This window comes from Photobacterium kagoshimensis (assembly GCF_050337045.1).
In the GTDB taxonomy this organism is placed as follows: Bacteria; Pseudomonadota; Gammaproteobacteria; order Enterobacterales; family Vibrionaceae; genus Photobacterium; species Photobacterium kagoshimensis.
Window position 1 is genome coordinate 67,571 of the sequence record NZ_JAKJSO010000017.1, and the last position, 16,824, is coordinate 84,394.

Consider the following 16,824-nt stretch of genomic DNA (forward strand, 5'->3'; position numbering starts at 1 on the left):
ATGCAGAAGTTTCGAATCCAGGGCGGTGGCCCATTAAGTGGCGAAGTCTCCATTTCTGGTGCTAAGAATGCAGCATTGCCGATTTTGTTTTCTGCGCTATTAGCAGAAGGCCCTGTTGAAGTGGCGAACGTGCCTAAATTGCGCGATATCGACACCACAATGGAATTGCTGAGCCGTTTAGGCGCGAAAGTATCACGTAATGGTTCGGTCCATGTTGATGCTAGCGGCGTTAACGAGTTTTGTGCGCCGTATGATTTAGTGAAAACCATGCGCGCTTCTATCTGGGCATTAGGTCCATTGGTGGCACGTTTTGGTCAAGGTCAAGTATCACTGCCTGGTGGCTGTGCCATCGGTGCGCGTCCAGTTGACTTGCATATCAGCGGCCTTGAGCAGCTTGGCGCTAGCATTACGCTAGAAGAGGGCTATGTAAAAGCCAGCGTTGATGGTCGCCTGAAAGGTGCTCACATCGTGATGGATAAAGTCAGTGTTGGCGCTACCGTAACGATTATGTCTGCGGCCACCCTTGCTGAAGGCACAACGATCATCGAGAACGCAGCGCGTGAACCTGAAATTGTTGATACCGCTGATTTCTTGAATGCACTGGGCGCGAAAGTGACGGGTGCAGGCACCGATACCATCACGATTGAAGGTGTTGAGCGTCTAGGTGGTGGTTACCACCGTGTAGTGCCTGATCGCATTGAAACGGGTACCTTCTTAGTGGCGGCAGCGGTATCGGGTGGTAAGATCCTATGTCGTAACACGCGTCCGTCTTTGATGGAAGCGGCGTTAGCGAAGTTAGAAGAAGCGGGTGCGGCAATTGAAACGGGTGAAGACTGGATCAGTCTGGACATGACAGATCGTGAGCTGAAAGCCGTTAACATTCGCACAGCGCCACACCCAGGCTTCCCAACCGATATGCAAGCACAGTTCTCGTTGCTAAACCTTGTTGCGAAAGGCACAGGTATTATCACTGAAACGATTTTTGAAAACCGTTTCATGCATATCCCAGAGCTAATTCGTATGGGCGCACATGCAGAGATTGAAGGTAACACCGTAATTTGCGGTGATACCGACGGTTTAAGCGGCGCACAAGTGATGGCCACGGATCTACGAGCATCAGCAAGCCTAGTGATTGCGGGTAGTATCGCGGAAGGTGAGACAATTGTTGATCGTATTTACCACATCGATCGTGGTTACGAACACATTGAAGAGAAATTCAGCGGTCTTGGCATGAACATCGAACGTATCGATGGCTAATTTATCCTGAGTTTCTGACTAAAAAGCCTCGCACTTTAAATTGCGAGGCTTTTTTGTTTGGGTGCTATCAGTAACCTCAGTTACTCCGTTGGGTCGTCACCGATCAATACATCAATAAAGACGGGCTCTCCGTTACGCAGCACTTTGACCTTTGCGCTGGTCCCTGGGCGTAAATCCGTGACAATATCTTGTACGTTTCGCTTGCCTGTCACCGGCTTATCATTGATCTCTAAGATAATGTCTTGCACCTTAAAGCCCGCTCGTTGCGCAGGACCATTTGGATCCATTCCCATGACGATTACGCCATTAATCTGCTCTGCATCGTAGAGACGTGCCATCACAGGGTTAATCTCTCGACCATCAATACCGATATAGCCGCGAATAACACGACCATCAGCAATCAGTTTATCCATGATCTTATGGGTCAACTCATAAGGAATGGCAAAAGAGATACCATAAGTCTCAATGTCAGTGGCTTGCTGAAAGGAAGCCGTATTGATACCGACTAACTCCCCGCGGGTATTAACCAGCGCTCCCCCTGAGTTACCGTTATTAATGGCGGCATCGGTTTGTAGGAAGTCTTGGCGGCCATAAAAACTCATGCCTGAACGTCCTGTGGCCGAAATAATGCCGTAGGTTGTCGTTTGACCTAAGTTATAGGGATTACCTATTGCCAGTACCACATCACCAACGGCAGGGTTATATTTGGAGTTGGTCGGAATGACAGGTAAGTTTTCAGCTTGCACCTTTAATACCGCTAAGTCAGTACGACGATCTTTACCGATTAATTGCGCAGTAAAAAGGCGACCATCTTGCAGCGCGACAATGACTTGGTCAGCTTCTGCGACCACGTGGTAATTGGTAACGATATAGCCTTTATCGCTCATGATAACCCCAGAGCCAAGCCCTTGAGTACTGAGTTTTAGTTGTGCTTCAGCATTATAACGACGGTTATAAATGTTAACGACAGCTGGTGAAGCGCGGCGTACCGCAAAATTAAAAGAAAGCTGGGCGGCATTGATCGGCGGATTGTCAGAAAGGCTGACAGAAGGAGCAAACATCTGTGTACGTAAGCTAGGAATGGCCACAAGCAAGGCGATGGCTGTAACAACCCCAAGGGCTATCGAGCGAATAAGAAATGCCAGCATCAAGGCTCCCAGTACTTAACATATTGATAGTAATGGCAGTGAGGATAGCACTCTCCAGCCTTTAGCAACAAGTATTGATGTACCTGAGCTAGAGTGCTAAATGATAAATAAAACCGCGTGTTGAAAAAGACATAATCCATTACGGACTAACTTTTTGAAACGCCGCGGTTTTATTGCTGTTCATCGCATTTTATTTTTTACGATTAACGTATGACAAGGTATAGCACAGCATCATCACGCTTGATCTCTAATGCTAAAACACTGGGTTGTTTGTCGAGTGCTTTACGCAGTTCACCTAGGTTGCGGATAGGTGAGCGATTAAGGCCAATAATGATGTCATCTTTCTCTAGCCCATAGCGCGCTGCCATTGAGCGTTCTTCAAGGCTGGTGACTTTGACGCCTTTCACGCCATCGCTACTGGTGGTGTTAGCAAACTCCGCCCCGGCTAACCCTTTATGGAGGTTATCGGCTTTTACTTTGGTTTGGGCTGATTCTTGCAACGTGACATTGAATGCTTTTTTCTTACCGTCACGTACAACGCCCAGTTTGACGGTTTTTCCTGCGCCTAGTGTTGCTATTTTTGCGCGAAGCTCGCCAAAGGTACGAATGGCTTTACCGTTAATCGACGTAATGATGTCACCTGCTTTTAGCCCTGCTTTCTGGGCCGCAGAGTCTGGCATCACCTGGCTAACGAAAGCCCCGTGATTGGTTTCGTAGCCAAAGGCTTCGGCGAGTTCATTATTGAGTTCGCCACCTTGCACACCCAGTACACCACGTTTTACTTCACCGAACTCTAGAATTTGTTCGCTGAGGTTTTTCACCATGTTGGCAGGAATGGCAAAACCGATGCCCACGTTACCGCCGTTAGGGCCTAGAATCGCGGTATTGATACCAATCAGTTCACCCTTAAGGTTGACCAAGGCCCCCCCTGAGTTGCCGCTGTTGATGGCAGCATCGGTTTGGATGAAGTTTTCAAAGTTTTCGATATTCAGGCCGCTGCGGCCGAGGGCTGAAATAATGCCTGATGTGACCGTTTGACCTAGGCCAAATGGGTTACCAATAGCCACGGCAAAATCGCCTACACGTAAACTGTCTGAATCGGCAATTTTAATTTCTGTTAGGTTATCAGCATCTTCCAGTTTCAGTAGCGCAATGTCCGACATCTTATCGCTACCGATCAGTTCAGCGCTCACTTCACGGCCATCAGCCAGTTGCACCATGATTTTGTCTGCACCATCAATAACATGGTGGTTGGTGACGATATAGCCTTTCTTGGCATCAACCACGACGCCTGAGCCTAAACCACGGAAGGGTTGTTCTTGTACTTGCTCGGCAGGAAAGTCAGGGCCAAAGAAAAAGCGGAATGATTCAGGTACCCGCTGTCGCGAGACATGCTTGCCTTCAATAGCAATACTGACAACGGCAGGGGTGACTTGCTCAAGCATGGGCGCAAGGCTCGGAACCTGTTGATTATTGACAGAGAGAGGTAATGCCGCCGTTGCTGTAACAGGGGCAATAATAGAACTGATACCTAATGCCAGCGCACTGAAAACAAGCAAAGGTTTTTTCATTATGAATACTCCGGTTTTACAAGTGTTTGTATGACTCGTTGTTCGGAGTGAAAGTTCAAAAAAATAGCACCTAGTGATAAATTACTGATGTGATTTATTATCTAGGTGCTACTTATTTATTGTGTTTTTTTAGCTTGCTTTAGGTGCTTCGACGATTTCTTCAGGCTTATCTTTTAGCAGGCCTGTTGCGCCATTTGCATAGTCACGTGGCTGATCGGTGACATTGTCAGCAGCGTTGTTTTTCACTGATTCTAATGTACTGATGCGGTGTGCAAATGGATTGTCTTGTGCAGGTAAGTTCGGCATAAGCTCGGTAGAGGTTTTTGCCATATGTTCGTAAAGCTTACTGTAATCTTTCGCTATGTTATCTAGCAAGTCAGCACTGCGAGCGAAGTGATCAACTAGCTCTTGGCGGTACTGTTCCAATTCGTACTTTGATTTGTCGAGATCTTTTTGAAGCTCTTTTTGCTGTTTTAGGCTTTTGTTACCTAAACGGGCTGCGAAAACCCCAACGATCGCACCAGCAGCAAAAATAAGCAGCGCATAAATCCAAGCCATGAAAAAACTCCTTGTGACTGAATTAAAAACTAGGTCAATGCCTGTGTATTAACTATACATGCACTCAATCGGGCATGATACTATTCGTTGTTAAAGATGGAATGCTTTTAGGTATCAATACGGATGACACCCCTCGAACAATACCAGCGAGACTTACAACGGGAAGACTTCTTTGCCGACGAGGCTCAGGCCAATGCGGTTGCCCACCTTGACGGCTTGTACCATCGCATGTTGGCCCCTAAACCCGAAGTGAAAAGTTCTTTCTTAGGGCGATTATTTAAGCGTGATCACACCCCATTAGTCCAACCTGAACAGGGGCTGTATTTCTGGGGCGGAGTAGGGCGCGGTAAAACCTATTTGGTGGATACTTTTTTTGAGTGCTTACCGACCGAGCGGAAAATGCGGGTGCACTTTCACCGATTTATGCACCGTGTTCATCATGAATTACAGCTGCTGGCTGGGCAGAGTGATCCGCTTGAAAAGGTCGCTGATACCTTCAAAAGCGAAACGGATATTATCTGTTTTGACGAGTTTTTCGTGTCTGACATTACCGATGCTATGTTGCTAGGTACCCTGTTTGAAGCCTTATTTGCACGAGGGATCACCTTAGTCGCGACCTCGAATATTCCACCTGATGAGCTGTATCGTAATGGCTTGCAACGCGCACGATTTTTACCAGCTATCGCATTAATTCAGCAGCATTGTCAGATCGTGAATGTTGATTCGGGGGTTGATTATCGCTTACGGACCCTAGAGCAAGCAGAGATCTATCATTACCCACTAGATATTGCCGCGGAGCGCAATCTTTGTCAGTACTTTGAGCAGCTTTCTGTCGAACCTCGCCATCAAAATCGTGTTATTACCGTTAATAATCGCCCATTACCCACCGAGCAGGAAGCGGACGGTATCGTGCATTTTACGTTTGCTACCTTGTGCCAATCGGCACGCAGCCAAAATGATTATATGGAACTGGCTCAGGTCTATCATACTGTATTGGTGTCTGATGTGATGGTCATGGCGGAAGACGATAGTGATTCGGCACGGCGCTTTATCGCTATGGTTGATGAGTTTTACGAACGAAATGTGAAGTTAATTATGTCAGGCCAAGCTGAAATGGAACGTTTGTATGTGGGAGTGCGGCTTAAATTTGAATTTAAACGCTGCTGTTCACGCTTGATTGAAATGCAAAGCCACGATTATTTAGCCAAGCCACATCTACTTTGACCAAATAGAAAGTCTTTTGAGTTCAAAGGATTTTTCGGCAAGAGACGTGGGTGGATGTGTTTGGCTTGGTTAATTGTGATTTATTAATAAATCAGCGGCTTTATCGTACTTTAGTGATAAGACGGCAGTCATTTAGGCTCTTTATTGACTAAAAGCCGCATGTTGCCTTATCTGCTGGCTATCCTCTCTGTGAGATGAATAAGAAAAAGCAGTATGAAATCTGACAGTAAAGTCCTTGAATATCACCTTTATTGGTCTTTTTTTCCTTAGAAACAAAAAATCTCAATTTTTTTTGAAAAAAAGGTGATTTTTTCTCCACCCTTCCCTATAATCTTGCGACCCACCGTACCTGTACGGCTTTAAGCCGGGAGTGCCAACCACTCGAAGGGGTGATGACTGGGGCTCTGTACAGTTGGGAGCATCACTGCTCCTATAGTGAATCAATTTTAATATCGGGTAATAATTAGCATGAAAACTTTCGTTGCTAAACCAGAAACTGTAAAACGTGACTGGTATGTTGTTGACGCTGAAGGTAAAACTCTTGGTCGTCTAGCAACTGAAATCGCATCTCGTCTACGTGGTAAGCACAAGCCGGAATACACTCCGCACGTTGACACTGGTGACTACATCGTAGTTATCAACGCTGAAAAAGTTGCTGTAACTGGCGCTAAGAAGACTGACAAAATGTACCACCGCCACACTGGCTTCATTGGTGGTCTTAAGTCAATCAGCTTTGAAAAGCTTATCGATAAAAAACCAGAAATGGTTATCGAAACTGCTGTTAAAGGCATGCTTCCTAAGGGTCCTCTAGGCCGTGCAATGTACCGTAAACTTAAAGTTTACGCAGGTACTGAGCACAACCACGCTGCACAGCAGCCTAAAGTACTAGACATCTAATTGGGGATTATGACAATGGCAGAGAATCAATACTACGGCACTGGCCGTCGCAAAAGCTCAGCTGCTCGCGTTTTCATCAAACCGGGTACTGGCAACATCGTAATCAACAAGCGTAGCATCGAAGTTTACTTCGGTCGTGAAACTGCTCGTATGGTTGTTCGTCAACCACTAGAGCTAGTTGAAATGCTAGACAAGCTTGACCTATACATCACTGTTAAAGGTGGTGGTATTACTGGTCAATCTGGTGCTATCCGTCACGGTATCACTCGCGCTCTTATGGAGTACGATGAGACTCTACGTCCAACTCTACGCGCTGCGGGTTACGTTACTCGTGATGCACGTTGTGTTGAACGTAAGAAAGTTGGTCTACGTAAAGCACGTCGTCGTCCACAGTTCTCTAAGCGTTAATATTACGCGCCAGAATTTATTTCTGGTTACTGTGTACACGAAAAAGCTCAACCTTCGGGTTGGGCTTTTTTTTGTCTAAAATTCCGCATTTCTTACCTACAAAACACTCATTTAGCGCCTTGTTCATTTCGATTTAATACAAAAAGAACATACCTCTCACATTTGTTGCAAAAAAGTAGCTTTATCTTGTCAAAAAGTAGGGTTTTATTTATCATTTCTTCTGAATAACAACAGTAAAAAATTAACAATTTGGTTTTTCTGTTGTGTCATTTTGTTAAAAGTTAGCCGGAAGCTCCAGGGACGCATAAGGAAATAATAATAAATCCAGAGCGGGAGTACATGGGAGAATGTTGGATGAGCAATGCGCCAGTAAGTAACGGCCGCCGCCGCTTCCTAACTGCGACGACTTCGGTTGTTGGAGGCTTGGGTGCAGTCGCTGTCGCCGTGCCTTTTATCAAATCTTGGAATCCGAGTGCACGAGCAAAAGCTGCTGGTGCACCAGTCGAAGTTGATATCAGTAAGTTAGAAGATGGCCAAATGGTTCGTGTCGAGTGGCGAGGCAAACCTGTCTGGGTTGTGCGTCGTAGCGAGGCTGTTTTAGAAGAATTGAGTGGTCATGATGGCCAGTTACGTGATCCTTCCTCAGAGGAACCGCAACAGCCTGAATACGCTCAAAATCAATATCGTTCAGTTAAACCTGAAATCTTTTTAGCCGTAGGTATCTGTACCCACCTTGGCTGTTCCCCTACTTATTTACCCGATAGTTTTAGCGAACAAGTGAGCGGTGTGTCGGCAGGGTTTTTCTGTCCGTGTCATGGCTCGAAGTTCGATATGGCTGGGCGCGTATTTGCTGGGGTACCAGCACCGCTTAACCTTGTGGTACCACCGCATCAGTTCTTGGACGATAACACTATTATTGTCGGTGTCGATGGGGAGGTTGCCTAATGAGTGGTTTGCTCGACTGGATCGAAAAACGATTACCTGTGATGGATGCTTACAAAAAGCATTTATCTGAATACCCAATGCCAAAAAACTTTAACTTTTGGTACATCTTTGGGTCATTAGCCATGCTGGTGTTGGTTAACCAACTTGTCACCGGGATCTGGCTAACCATGAACTACGTACCATCAGGCGATGGTGCGTTTGCGTCTGTTGAATACATTATGCGTGATGTCGACTACGGTTGGTTGTTACGTTATATGCACTCGACGGGGGCGTCTGCATTTTTCATTGTGATTTACCTGCACATGTTCCGTGGCCTAATTTATGGTTCTTACCAGAAGCCACGTGAGCTCTTGTGGCTATTTGGTATGTTGATCTTCTTGGTGTTAATGGCTGAAGCCTTCATGGGCTACCTATTACCATGGGGACAAATGTCTTACTGGGGCGCACAGGTTATTATTTCACTGTTTGGGGCGATCCCTGTCATTGGGGATGACTTAACACTGTGGATCCGTGGTGATTACGTGATTTCGGGGGCGACGCTCAACCGTTTCTTCGCTTTACACGTGATTGCGCTACCGATTGTGTTGCTGTTGCTGATCGTCTTGCACGTTCTTGCGTTGCATGAAGTGGGGTCAAATAACCCAGACGGCATCGACACGAAACTGCCAAAAGGCAGCAAAGGTGAAGGGTACAAAACACAGTTCCCGTTCCATAAGCAATACAGCGGTAAATACGACATTATCGATTCTATCCCGTTCCACCCATACGGTACGGTGAAGGATTTGGTTGGGGTGGCTGTGTTTGCGTTCTTCTTCAGTTATGTGTTGTTCTTTAATCCAGAGATGGGCGGGTACTTCCTTGAGCCACCTAACTTTGAAGCGGCGAATCCACTGAAAACACCAGAACATATTGCCCCTGTTTGGTACTTCACCCCGTTCTACGCTATTTTGCGGGCGGTACCTGATAAGCTGCTGGGTGTTATCGCCATGGGCGCATCGATTGTGATGTTGTTCCTACTGCCTTGGTTTGACCGCTGTAAAGTGCGTTCATACCGTTACCGTAGCAAAATTCATTTAATCAATATTATTCAGTTCACTATCAGTTTTGTGGCCTTGGGTATTTTAGGTGCATTGCCAGCAACAGCGCTGTATACCCTAATGGCACAGATCTTTAGTTTTGGTTACTTCATGTTCTTCATTTTGCTGTTTGTTTACAGTAAGAATGAAGTAACGAAACCGCTACCAGAGAGGGTGACATTCAAATGAAAAAATTGATTGTGATGCTGCTGACTCTGTTACCTACCATGGTTATGGCGGCAGGTGGTAATGTCCACCTTGATGCAGCGAATAATGATTTATCGGATAAAGCATCGCTCCAACGTGGCGCGAAAACCTTTATGAACTACTGCTTTGGTTGTCATGCCACGCAGTACCAACGCTATGAACGTGTTGCAACGGATTTATCTATTCCACTCGATATTATGCGTGAAAACATGATCTTTGATCGTGACGCTAAGATCGGTGATCTGATGGTGAATGCGATTCCTACCGAATACGCAGCTAATTCATTTGGCGCACCCGCGCCAGATTTAACCTTAGTGTCGCGTGTACGTGGCACAGATTGGATCTACACTTACTTACGTTCATTCTACGCAGACCCTAGTCGTCCGTTTGGGGTGAATAATGTGGTTTTCCCTAGTGTGGGTATGCCCCATGTATTGGAAGAGCTGCAAGGTGTGCCAAGCAAGGTGTATGAAACACGCCTTGTTGACGGTGAAGAAGTCCAAGAATACGTAGGCATTCAGTCAGACGGTACCGGTGAGCTTAACACCGAAGAATATGACGAAGTGGTACGTGATTTAGTGAACTTCTTGGAGTATGCCGGTGAGCCAATGAAGCTTGAACGCCAGAACCTTGGCCTTTGGGTAATGGGCTTTATCGTAATATTCTTTGTGCTTACGCTGCTATTGAAGAAAGAGTATTGGCGTGATGTCCACTGATCAGGTAATCTAATGGGTTAAGAATCTCGCAATGGGGGCACTTCGCCTCCATTGTTTTTTGTGTCTTGATTATACTGGAGGGGTTGATGGCTGTAGCTGCCAATAAACGCTCTGTGATGACTCTGTATTCTGATGCTTCGGATATCTACAGCCATCAGGTGCGTATCGTACTAGCAGAAAAGGGTGTGAGTGTTGAGATCGAGCTGGTTGATCCAACTAACCTGCCAGAAGATTTGCTAGATTTGAACCCGTACAACTCTGTACCAACTTTGGTTGATCGTGAGTTGGCATTGTACCAAGCGGGCATCATTATGGAGTACTTGGATGAGCGTTTCCCTCACCCACCTCTAATGCCTGTTTACCCTGTTGCTCGTGGTAATAGCCGTCTAATGATGTACCGCATTGAGCGTAACTGGTACACACTAGCTGAAAAAGTAACAAAAGGCACAGCAGATGAAGCTGATAAAGCTCGTAAACAACTACGTGAAGAGTTACTTGCTCTTGCGCCAGTGTTTGCTGAGTTCTCATACTTCATGAGCGATGAGTTCAGCTTGGTTGATTGTTACCTAGCACCACTGCTATGGCGCTTACCTGAAATGGGTATTGAGCTAAGCGGCGCGGGTTCAAAAGAAGTTAAAGCTTACATGACTCGCGTATTTGAACGTGATTCATTCCTAGCATCACTGACAGAAGCAGAGCGTGAAATGCGCTTGGCTGGTCAGTAATGGATATGGAAAATATGACGCCGCGCCGTCCTTATTTGGTGCGTGCGTTTTATGATTGGTTAGTCGATAACGATTTGACACCTCACCTAGTGGTTGATGCAACCCTACCTGGTGTGAAGGTGCCAATGGAATTTGTGACTGACGGTCAGATTGTGTTGAATATCGCTCCGCGTGCGGTCGGTAACCTAGAGCTGGGTAATGAAGCGGTTAGCTTCAGTGCGCGCTTTAGTGGCCGTCCTCATACGGTGATTGTGCCGCTTTACGCCGCTGTTGCTATTTATGCGCGTGAAAACGGTGCTGGTACTATGTTTGAACCAGAAGCTGCTTATGAAATTGATGAGCAAGCGATGGCGCAAGACAACGATGCTGAATTTGAAGCGATTGTTGAAGCACCAGAAGAAAAAGTCTCTCCATTGGTAACAGTGGCTGAAACGAGCGATGAAACACCAGACGATGAACCACCACGTCCTCGTGGTCGTCCAAGTTTGCGTGTTGTGAAATAACACATTTCATCAATGCATAATAAAAAACGCAGCCTCTGGCTGCGTTTTTTTATATGCGTCTGTCATGAGTGCGACCGTCTTATTGATCTGGGTACTCAAACACTTTGATCACTTGTTTTACGCCATCGACATTACGGGCAATATCCGTCGCGATATCGGCTTGCTCTTGGGTAACATAACCCAGTAAGAAGACTTCTTGGTTTTCGGTGATCACTTTGATCGACGTATCTTGAAGTTTTTTGCTACCGACCATCATGGATTTCACCTTGGTGGTTAGCCAGCTGTCTTTACTGACTTCACCTAAATCAGGTAACGCACGTACTCTGACTTGGTTGTATACCGCATTAACGTTACTGAGCTGTTTTATTTTGTATGCTAGCTGGTTGGCAATGTCTTGACTGGTTGCTTGGCCAATAAGCAATACATTGCCATCGTAAGAGACTGCATTGATCCGCGCTTGCTGACGAAATGGTGGCTTATTTACCGTGCCAGCCACTTCCATCTCAATCTCTTTATCAAACCACTGTTGCTTAGCGCCACGTGGGTCGGCATCGGTAATGCCAGCACAGCCTTGAATAAACCAGAGGCTCACTGCCAGTAAACATATACGCCATGCTGTCATTGCTTAGCCCTCGTGGTGGGGAAATAAAACTTGGTCAATCAGGTCACATAAGCAGTGAACCGTCAAAAGGTGACCTTCCTGAATACGACAAGTGCGCATAGAAGGAATGCGGATCTCAACATCTTGAATGCCGAGTAAGCCTGCCATTTCGCCACCATCTTTGCCGGTTAGGGCGATAATCGTCATATCGCGAGTAAGCGCAGCCTCCATCGATTTGATGATATTTTTACTGTTGCCGCTGGTGGACAAGACAAAAAGAATATCGCCTTTCTGACCAAGGGCACGCACTTGCTTCGAAAATACCTCATCATGGTGATAGTCGTTGGCTACGGCCGTTAATGTGGTGGTATCTGCGGTTAATGCGAGTGCTGGAAGGCTAGGGCGCTCAGTTTCAAAGCGGTTGATCATGCATGATGCAAAGTGTTGGGCGTTGGCTGCAGAACCGCCATTACCACAACATAGAATTTTATTGCCGTTTAGTAGGCTTTGCACCATGACTTGTGCTGCTTGTGAGATGGCATCAGGCAGGGCTTCTGCGGCTGCTATTTGCGTTTGGATGCTCTCGGTAAAACTTTCTCTAATGCTTTCTAGCATGAATTAACCTTCCACTAAGGTATTCGTCAACCATTCAATATGGTGGTCAGAACCTTGGATTGCGACGATATCAAACCGAAATGCAGTATGCTCGGCCGATAAACCTTGTTTTTTGAGCCAGAACAGCGCGGCTCGTTTGATTTTTTGTTGTTTTTGCCAAGTTACCGCTTCGATGGCGGAGCCATAGCGAACTTGTTTGCGGTATTTTACTTCAACAAATACCCAGCAATTGTTCTCACGCATGACTAAATCAATCTCACCACTCCGACAGTGGAAATTGCGCGTCACTGGTATGAGCCCTTGCTTGCTGAGATAGCGCTCAGCAAGGGCTTCAAATTGTTGGCCTACTTGGCGTCTATTGAACAGATTCAATACCCGTATTGGTGAATTCAGCCCAGCTGATCTGGCGTTGAACAACACACTGTTCATCAATGCTTAAGATGCCTGTCTTACCCGGTGTGCTGTAGCTTTCTACTACGCGCATTTGTGGTAACTCAGTGATCATCTTGTACGCATCCATGCCAAAGGCATGTAAGCGAATCGCACTGTTATTTTTGTTTGGCCACAGTGTATCAAAACGCGTCATAAAGTTCTGGTTTGGTTCGACCAGTAGTGGGATGTCGCTGAACTCAATACCACGTAGCTCGCTGGTATCGCTGTTTTTATCAGGATTACCACGTGAACTTGCATACAGTTTAGGTGGCTTTTGATCCGGGTTGATTGCCACATCAATAAAAGGTTTTAGCAGGGTGAGTTCTGCTTTGTTGGCAATTAAATACACTGCATCAGTATCGCGACGACTACGTTGTTGGGATTCTAACGAACGTCCAACCACTTTCTGCATTTGGTTAATGCGGGTTTGGCTTTCGGTTAGGCCAAAGATAGTCGCAATTTGCTGTTGAATTTGTTTACGAGAGCCAAATGATTCAACATCAGGTGACTTGCCTGTGAGTTGTTGCCATTGCTCGGTAAAGGCGGCACTCACGCGTTGACCAAATTTACTGTTGGGTGCCAGTACGAGTGGGAACTGATGCCCTTTTGCAAACAAGTGTTGTGCGGCCTGCTCGGCTTCTTGTTCCGGCGAAAGCGAGAAATAACACGCATTGGCTTGGCGCAGATCGAGTTGCGCGGGTTCATTGAGTGCCAGCTGGGTAATTTGAGTGGTGTTAAGTTGCTGGAACTCAGTCACTTTATTTTTACGCAAAGGACCAATCACAAACTGAACACCGTCTTGAGCGAGTTTGTCCAAAATCGCAGGCATTGGCTCGCCTTCGGTATCAAACACATTGAGTTCGGTGTTGATATCACGGCCACTGTCATCCAGCATGGCATTGATAAAGCCATCACGGACGGCTTTACCTTGGGTTTCGTAACGGCCACTCATCGGCAGTAAGAGGGCGACTTTGTCCAGTTGTGCGATCTCTAAATCCATGATGGCTTGTAAATCAGCAGGTAAATACTGATTTGCAGGGTGATACGGATTTTTTGCGAGCCACTCTTCGATAGCACCTTTTAACTGTGTTGGACGCTGTAAGTAGGTGTTTTTTAAAATGGTTAGCTGAACCCAGCCGCGTAATACGGTCTCGTTATCAGCCAGCGTTACATTTTGCAGCTGGTTATTACTGTAGTGTGATAAATCTGCCCACAGTGCTTGCCAGTTGTCAGCTTTTTGGCTGTTATCAAGGTATTGGTCAAGGGCTGTTCGCGCTTGAGCTGCCTTAAACGGTTGGCTTGTTTGGGCAAACAGTTCCGCCCTAAACTGGTGATAGCGACTGTATTGGCTAGGTGATAGTTGCCACCAAGGCTGAAAATTTAGCGTCTCTAGCGCTTGTAGTGGCTGTCCTTGCTGATAACGCAGGGTTGCGCGTGCTAATTGCCACTCTGCCAGTTGTACTGGCGTGAGAGACATACGAGACAAACGCATTGCTTGTTTATCAGCTTGTGGCCAACTGCCTTCTTTGATGAGGGCTTTTAATGCCAAAATGTGCCAGTTGATGCTTTCCGCACCTTCGGACGACTCGGCTTTGATAAGATAGGATGCTGAGCTTTGTTGCGCGACAGCGGTAATATCAGCGACATTTGCTTGCTGTTGTGGCGATGAGCTACAGCCTGCCAAAATCACAGCAAGGGCTACAGGCGCGAGTAGTCGTGATACACTTTTACGCTTCTGGGTAAAATTAAGCATTGAATTCTTTCAACTGTGACAAATTACTCTCTATATTAATTGCAGATGAGATCTTAGACAAATGAGTGAGACCAATTCATGCGCGGTAGATGTCGCAACTTTGTACATCGTCCCGACACCAATCGGTAATTTAGCAGACATTACACAGCGCGCATTGGATGTATTGGCAAATGTCGACCTAATTGCGGCCGAAGATACCCGCCATACATCCCGTTTGCTGTCCCATTTTTCTATCTCAACCCGCACCTTTGCGCTTCACGATCATAATGAACAGCAGAAAGCGGACTTTTTGATCGAAAAACTTCAAGCGGGTACCAGTATCGCATTAGTGTCTGATGCAGGTACGCCACTTATCAGTGATCCAGGATACCACTTAGTCAACCGTTGTCGTCAGGCGGGTGTTAAAGTTGTTCCATTACCAGGGCCTTGCGCAGTCATTACGGCGTTAAGTGGCGCGGGTTTACCTTCTGACCGTTTTAGCTTTGAAGGCTTTTTACCGCCCAAAAGCAAAGGGCGTCGTGATACCTTCACTGCCCTTGAAAATGATGAGCGTACTTTAATCTTTTATGAATCACCTCATCGTATTTTAGACTCTTTAGCTGATATGTTGGCAGTACTTGGCCCTGAACGTCAGGTTGTGCTGGCGCGTGAGCTTACTAAAACTTATGAAACCATTCACGGTGCACCCTTGGGTGAGTTGATCCCATGGTTGAATGAAGACACGAACCGCTTACGTGGTGAGATGGTGGTACTGGTTGCTGGTCATCGCGCAGATAAAACCGAATTATCCCCTGAAGCGTGCCGCACTGTGGCTTTGCTAGCCAAAGAGCTACCGCTGAAAAAAGCCGCGGCGTTAGCGGCGGAAATTCATAGTTCGAAAAAGAATGCACTCTATAAGTGGGGTTTAGAAAACCTAGAGTAAACGGCAAAGGTGAGCGTTAGCGGTGTGAGTCAGTGGAGGGCGAAGGTTGTGCGGTCTTGGTTGCACAACATTGTGCGCTTTTTTTGACCAAGCTACAGCATCAGGGCTGATTTCACTGGTAACGGCGGCGGGAGTCTTATACAATCCGCCGCCTGAGTTGGCCAAGGTAACCGCTGCTTCGTTGATGTCCCTAGGGATACTGACGGAGGGGAGGAAAGTCCGGGCTCCACAGAGCAGGGTGCCAGATAACGTCTGGGGGGCGTGAGCCCACGACCAGTGCAGCAGAGAGTAAACCGCCGATGACTCGCTTGCGAGAACAGGTAAGGGTGAAAGGGTGCGGTAAGAGCGCACCGCGCGGCTAGTAATAGTCCGTGGCACGGTAAACTCCACCCGGAGCAAGACCAAATAGGTCCCTATTGGCGCGGCTCGCGTTGGGGACGGGTAGGTTGCTTGAGCCTGTGAGCGATTGCAGGCCTAGATGAATGGTTACCACCGCGTAAGCGGGACAGAACCCGGCTCATCGGCCAACTCACCCTACAAAGAATAAAGGTGGTGCTGTGTTCATATGAACTGCAGCATCACCTTTTTTCGTTTTAGCGCCTTATGATCACGCATTAGTGAAAAGAAGTGTGATTTTTCTGCTAATTATTCTCGGCTTTCTTGACTTCTTTTTTGACTCATACGTACACTTCAAAGTGGTTTATTGTGGTAAAAAGTGGGAATGCTAGCTGCAATGCGACTATTAACAATAAACACTTTATATAAGTGTTTGATTGATAATAGGGATATTACAGAGCACATTTTATGCTTCGAGGTGTCACGGCCGTTTCAATGGACGGAAAAGGGCGTTTGGCTATCCCCAAACGTTACCGAGAGCTATTACACGCAGCGTGTGATGGCTTATTTGTGTGCACCATCGATCATCAATACCCCTGTCTGCTACTATACCCCCTTCAGGAATGGGAACGCATTGAGCAAAAGCTTTCCCGCTTATCCAGCTTTCAGCCTGCTGAGCGTCGTTTACAGCGCTTATTATTAGGGCATGCAAGTGAATGTGAAATGGATAACCAAGGTCGCCTGTTGATTGCCCCTTCGCTACGTCAATACGCAGTGCTAGAGAGCAAGGTGATGTTAGTCGGGCAATACAATAAATTTGAGATCTGGCATGAGCCGCACTGGCAGCAGCAGATCGTCACAGATACACAATTTCAGGCTGAGGATCCTACTGCTTTGTCAGTACGCCTTAGTGAGCTTTCACTTTAGTTG

General features: G+C 46.6%; 18 protein-coding genes and 1 other RNA gene. 12 read left to right on the forward strand and 7 right to left on the reverse strand.

Annotated features, from left to right (window positions below; translation table 11 throughout):
• A complete protein-coding gene (gene murA, locus L4C35_RS16425) occupies positions 1-1,257 on the forward strand; it encodes a UDP-N-acetylglucosamine 1-carboxyvinyltransferase (RefSeq protein WP_428463909.1) in 1,257 nt (418 codons plus the stop codon).
• A gap of 80 nt (positions 1,258-1,337) precedes the next feature.
• Here murA and degS read toward each other — a convergent pair whose 3' ends face one another.
• From degS to zapG, 3 genes are all read right to left on the reverse strand, one after another.
• Complete coding sequence (gene degS, locus L4C35_RS16430; protein WP_428463910.1) at positions 1,338-2,405, reverse strand: outer membrane-stress sensor serine endopeptidase DegS; 1,068 nt, start codon at positions 2,403-2,405, stop codon at positions 1,338-1,340.
• 203 nt (positions 2,406-2,608) lie between these two features.
• Positions 2,609-3,976, reverse strand: coding sequence for a Do family serine endopeptidase (locus L4C35_RS16435; RefSeq protein WP_428463911.1), 1,368 nt, complete (start codon positions 3,974-3,976; stop codon positions 2,609-2,611).
• 129 nt (positions 3,977-4,105) lie between these two features.
• Entirely contained in the window at positions 4,106-4,534 is a 429-nt protein-coding gene (gene zapG / locus L4C35_RS16440; protein ID WP_428463912.1) for a Z-ring associated protein ZapG, read from the reverse strand.
• A 123-nt stretch (positions 4,535-4,657) separates the two neighbouring features.
• Here zapG and zapE point away from each other — a divergent pair, with 123 nt between their 5' ends.
• The 8 genes from zapE (at position 4,658) to sspB (ending at position 11,235) form a co-directional block, all read left to right on the forward strand.
• The gene (gene zapE, locus L4C35_RS16445; RefSeq protein ID WP_428463913.1) at positions 4,658-5,758 is read left to right on the forward strand and encodes a cell division protein ZapE; all 1,101 of its coding nucleotides are present in this window, start codon (positions 4,658-4,660) and stop codon (positions 5,756-5,758) included.
• Between the two features lie 468 nt (positions 5,759-6,226).
• Positions 6,227-6,655, forward strand: coding sequence for a 50S ribosomal protein L13 (rplM, locus tag L4C35_RS16450; RefSeq protein ID WP_048899223.1), 429 nt, complete (start codon positions 6,227-6,229; stop codon positions 6,653-6,655).
• 15 nt (positions 6,656-6,670) lie between these two features.
• Positions 6,671-7,063 (forward strand): 30S ribosomal protein S9, encoded by a 393-nt coding sequence (gene rpsI / locus L4C35_RS16455; RefSeq protein ID WP_048899224.1) that lies wholly within the window; start codon positions 6,671-6,673, stop codon positions 7,061-7,063.
• A 354-nt stretch (positions 7,064-7,417) separates the two neighbouring features.
• Positions 7,418-8,008, forward strand: coding sequence for a ubiquinol-cytochrome c reductase iron-sulfur subunit (petA, locus tag L4C35_RS16460; RefSeq protein WP_428463979.1), 591 nt, complete (start codon positions 7,418-7,420; stop codon positions 8,006-8,008).
• Positions 8,008-9,273: a cytochrome b gene (locus L4C35_RS16465; protein WP_428463914.1), complete on the forward strand. Its 1,266-nt coding sequence runs from the start codon at positions 8,008-8,010 to the stop codon at positions 9,271-9,273. The genes petA and L4C35_RS16465 overlap by 1 nt, the downstream gene beginning before the upstream one ends.
• Positions 9,270-10,007 (forward strand): cytochrome c1, encoded by a 738-nt coding sequence (locus L4C35_RS16470; protein ID WP_428463915.1) that lies wholly within the window; start codon positions 9,270-9,272, stop codon positions 10,005-10,007. The genes L4C35_RS16465 and L4C35_RS16470 overlap by 4 nt, the downstream gene beginning before the upstream one ends.
• A gap of 86 nt (positions 10,008-10,093) precedes the next feature.
• Complete coding sequence (gene sspA, locus L4C35_RS16475) at positions 10,094-10,732, forward strand: stringent starvation protein SspA (RefSeq protein ID WP_048899227.1); 639 nt, start codon at positions 10,094-10,096, stop codon at positions 10,730-10,732.
• Positions 10,732-11,235, forward strand: a complete 504-nt coding sequence (gene sspB / locus L4C35_RS16480; RefSeq protein ID WP_428463916.1) for a ClpXP protease specificity-enhancing factor — start codon at positions 10,732-10,734, stop codon at positions 11,233-11,235. The genes sspA and sspB overlap by 1 nt, the downstream gene beginning before the upstream one ends.
• Positions 11,236-11,314: 79 nt before the next feature.
• Here the strand turns inward: sspB and L4C35_RS16485 are convergent, their stop codons facing one another.
• From L4C35_RS16485 to L4C35_RS16500, 4 genes are read right to left on the reverse strand one after another with little or no spacing between them, the layout of a single operon-like run.
• Positions 11,315-11,857: a BON domain-containing protein gene (locus L4C35_RS16485; protein ID WP_428463917.1), complete on the reverse strand. Its 543-nt coding sequence runs from the start codon at positions 11,855-11,857 to the stop codon at positions 11,315-11,317.
• A 3-nt stretch (positions 11,858-11,860) separates the two neighbouring features.
• Entirely contained in the window at positions 11,861-12,451 is a 591-nt protein-coding gene (locus L4C35_RS16490) for a phosphoheptose isomerase (protein WP_428463918.1), read from the reverse strand.
• Positions 12,452-12,454: 3 nt separating this feature from the next.
• Positions 12,455-12,823, reverse strand: a complete 369-nt coding sequence (locus tag L4C35_RS16495; RefSeq protein WP_428463919.1) for a YraN family protein — start codon at positions 12,821-12,823, stop codon at positions 12,455-12,457.
• Positions 12,807-14,636 carry a penicillin-binding protein activator gene (locus L4C35_RS16500; protein WP_428463920.1) on the reverse strand — a complete coding sequence of 610 codons (1,830 nt, stop codon included), beginning with the start codon at positions 14,634-14,636 and terminating at the stop codon, positions 12,807-12,809. The genes L4C35_RS16495 and L4C35_RS16500 overlap by 17 nt, the downstream gene beginning before the upstream one ends.
• Positions 14,637-14,697: 61 nt before the next feature.
• Between L4C35_RS16500 and rsmI the strand changes: the two genes are divergently transcribed.
• From rsmI to mraZ, 3 genes are all read left to right on the forward strand, one after another.
• Positions 14,698-15,558: a 16S rRNA (cytidine(1402)-2'-O)-methyltransferase gene (gene rsmI, locus L4C35_RS16505; protein ID WP_428463921.1), complete on the forward strand. Its 861-nt coding sequence runs from the start codon at positions 14,698-14,700 to the stop codon at positions 15,556-15,558.
• A 153-nt stretch (positions 15,559-15,711) separates the two neighbouring features.
• Positions 15,712-16,094, forward strand: an RNA gene (rnpB, locus tag L4C35_RS16510) — RNase P RNA component class A.
• 268 nt (positions 16,095-16,362) lie between these two features.
• Positions 16,363-16,821, forward strand: coding sequence for a division/cell wall cluster transcriptional repressor MraZ (gene mraZ / locus L4C35_RS16515; protein WP_428463922.1), 459 nt, complete (start codon positions 16,363-16,365; stop codon positions 16,819-16,821).
• The last annotated feature ends 3 nt before the right edge of the window (positions 16,822-16,824 follow it).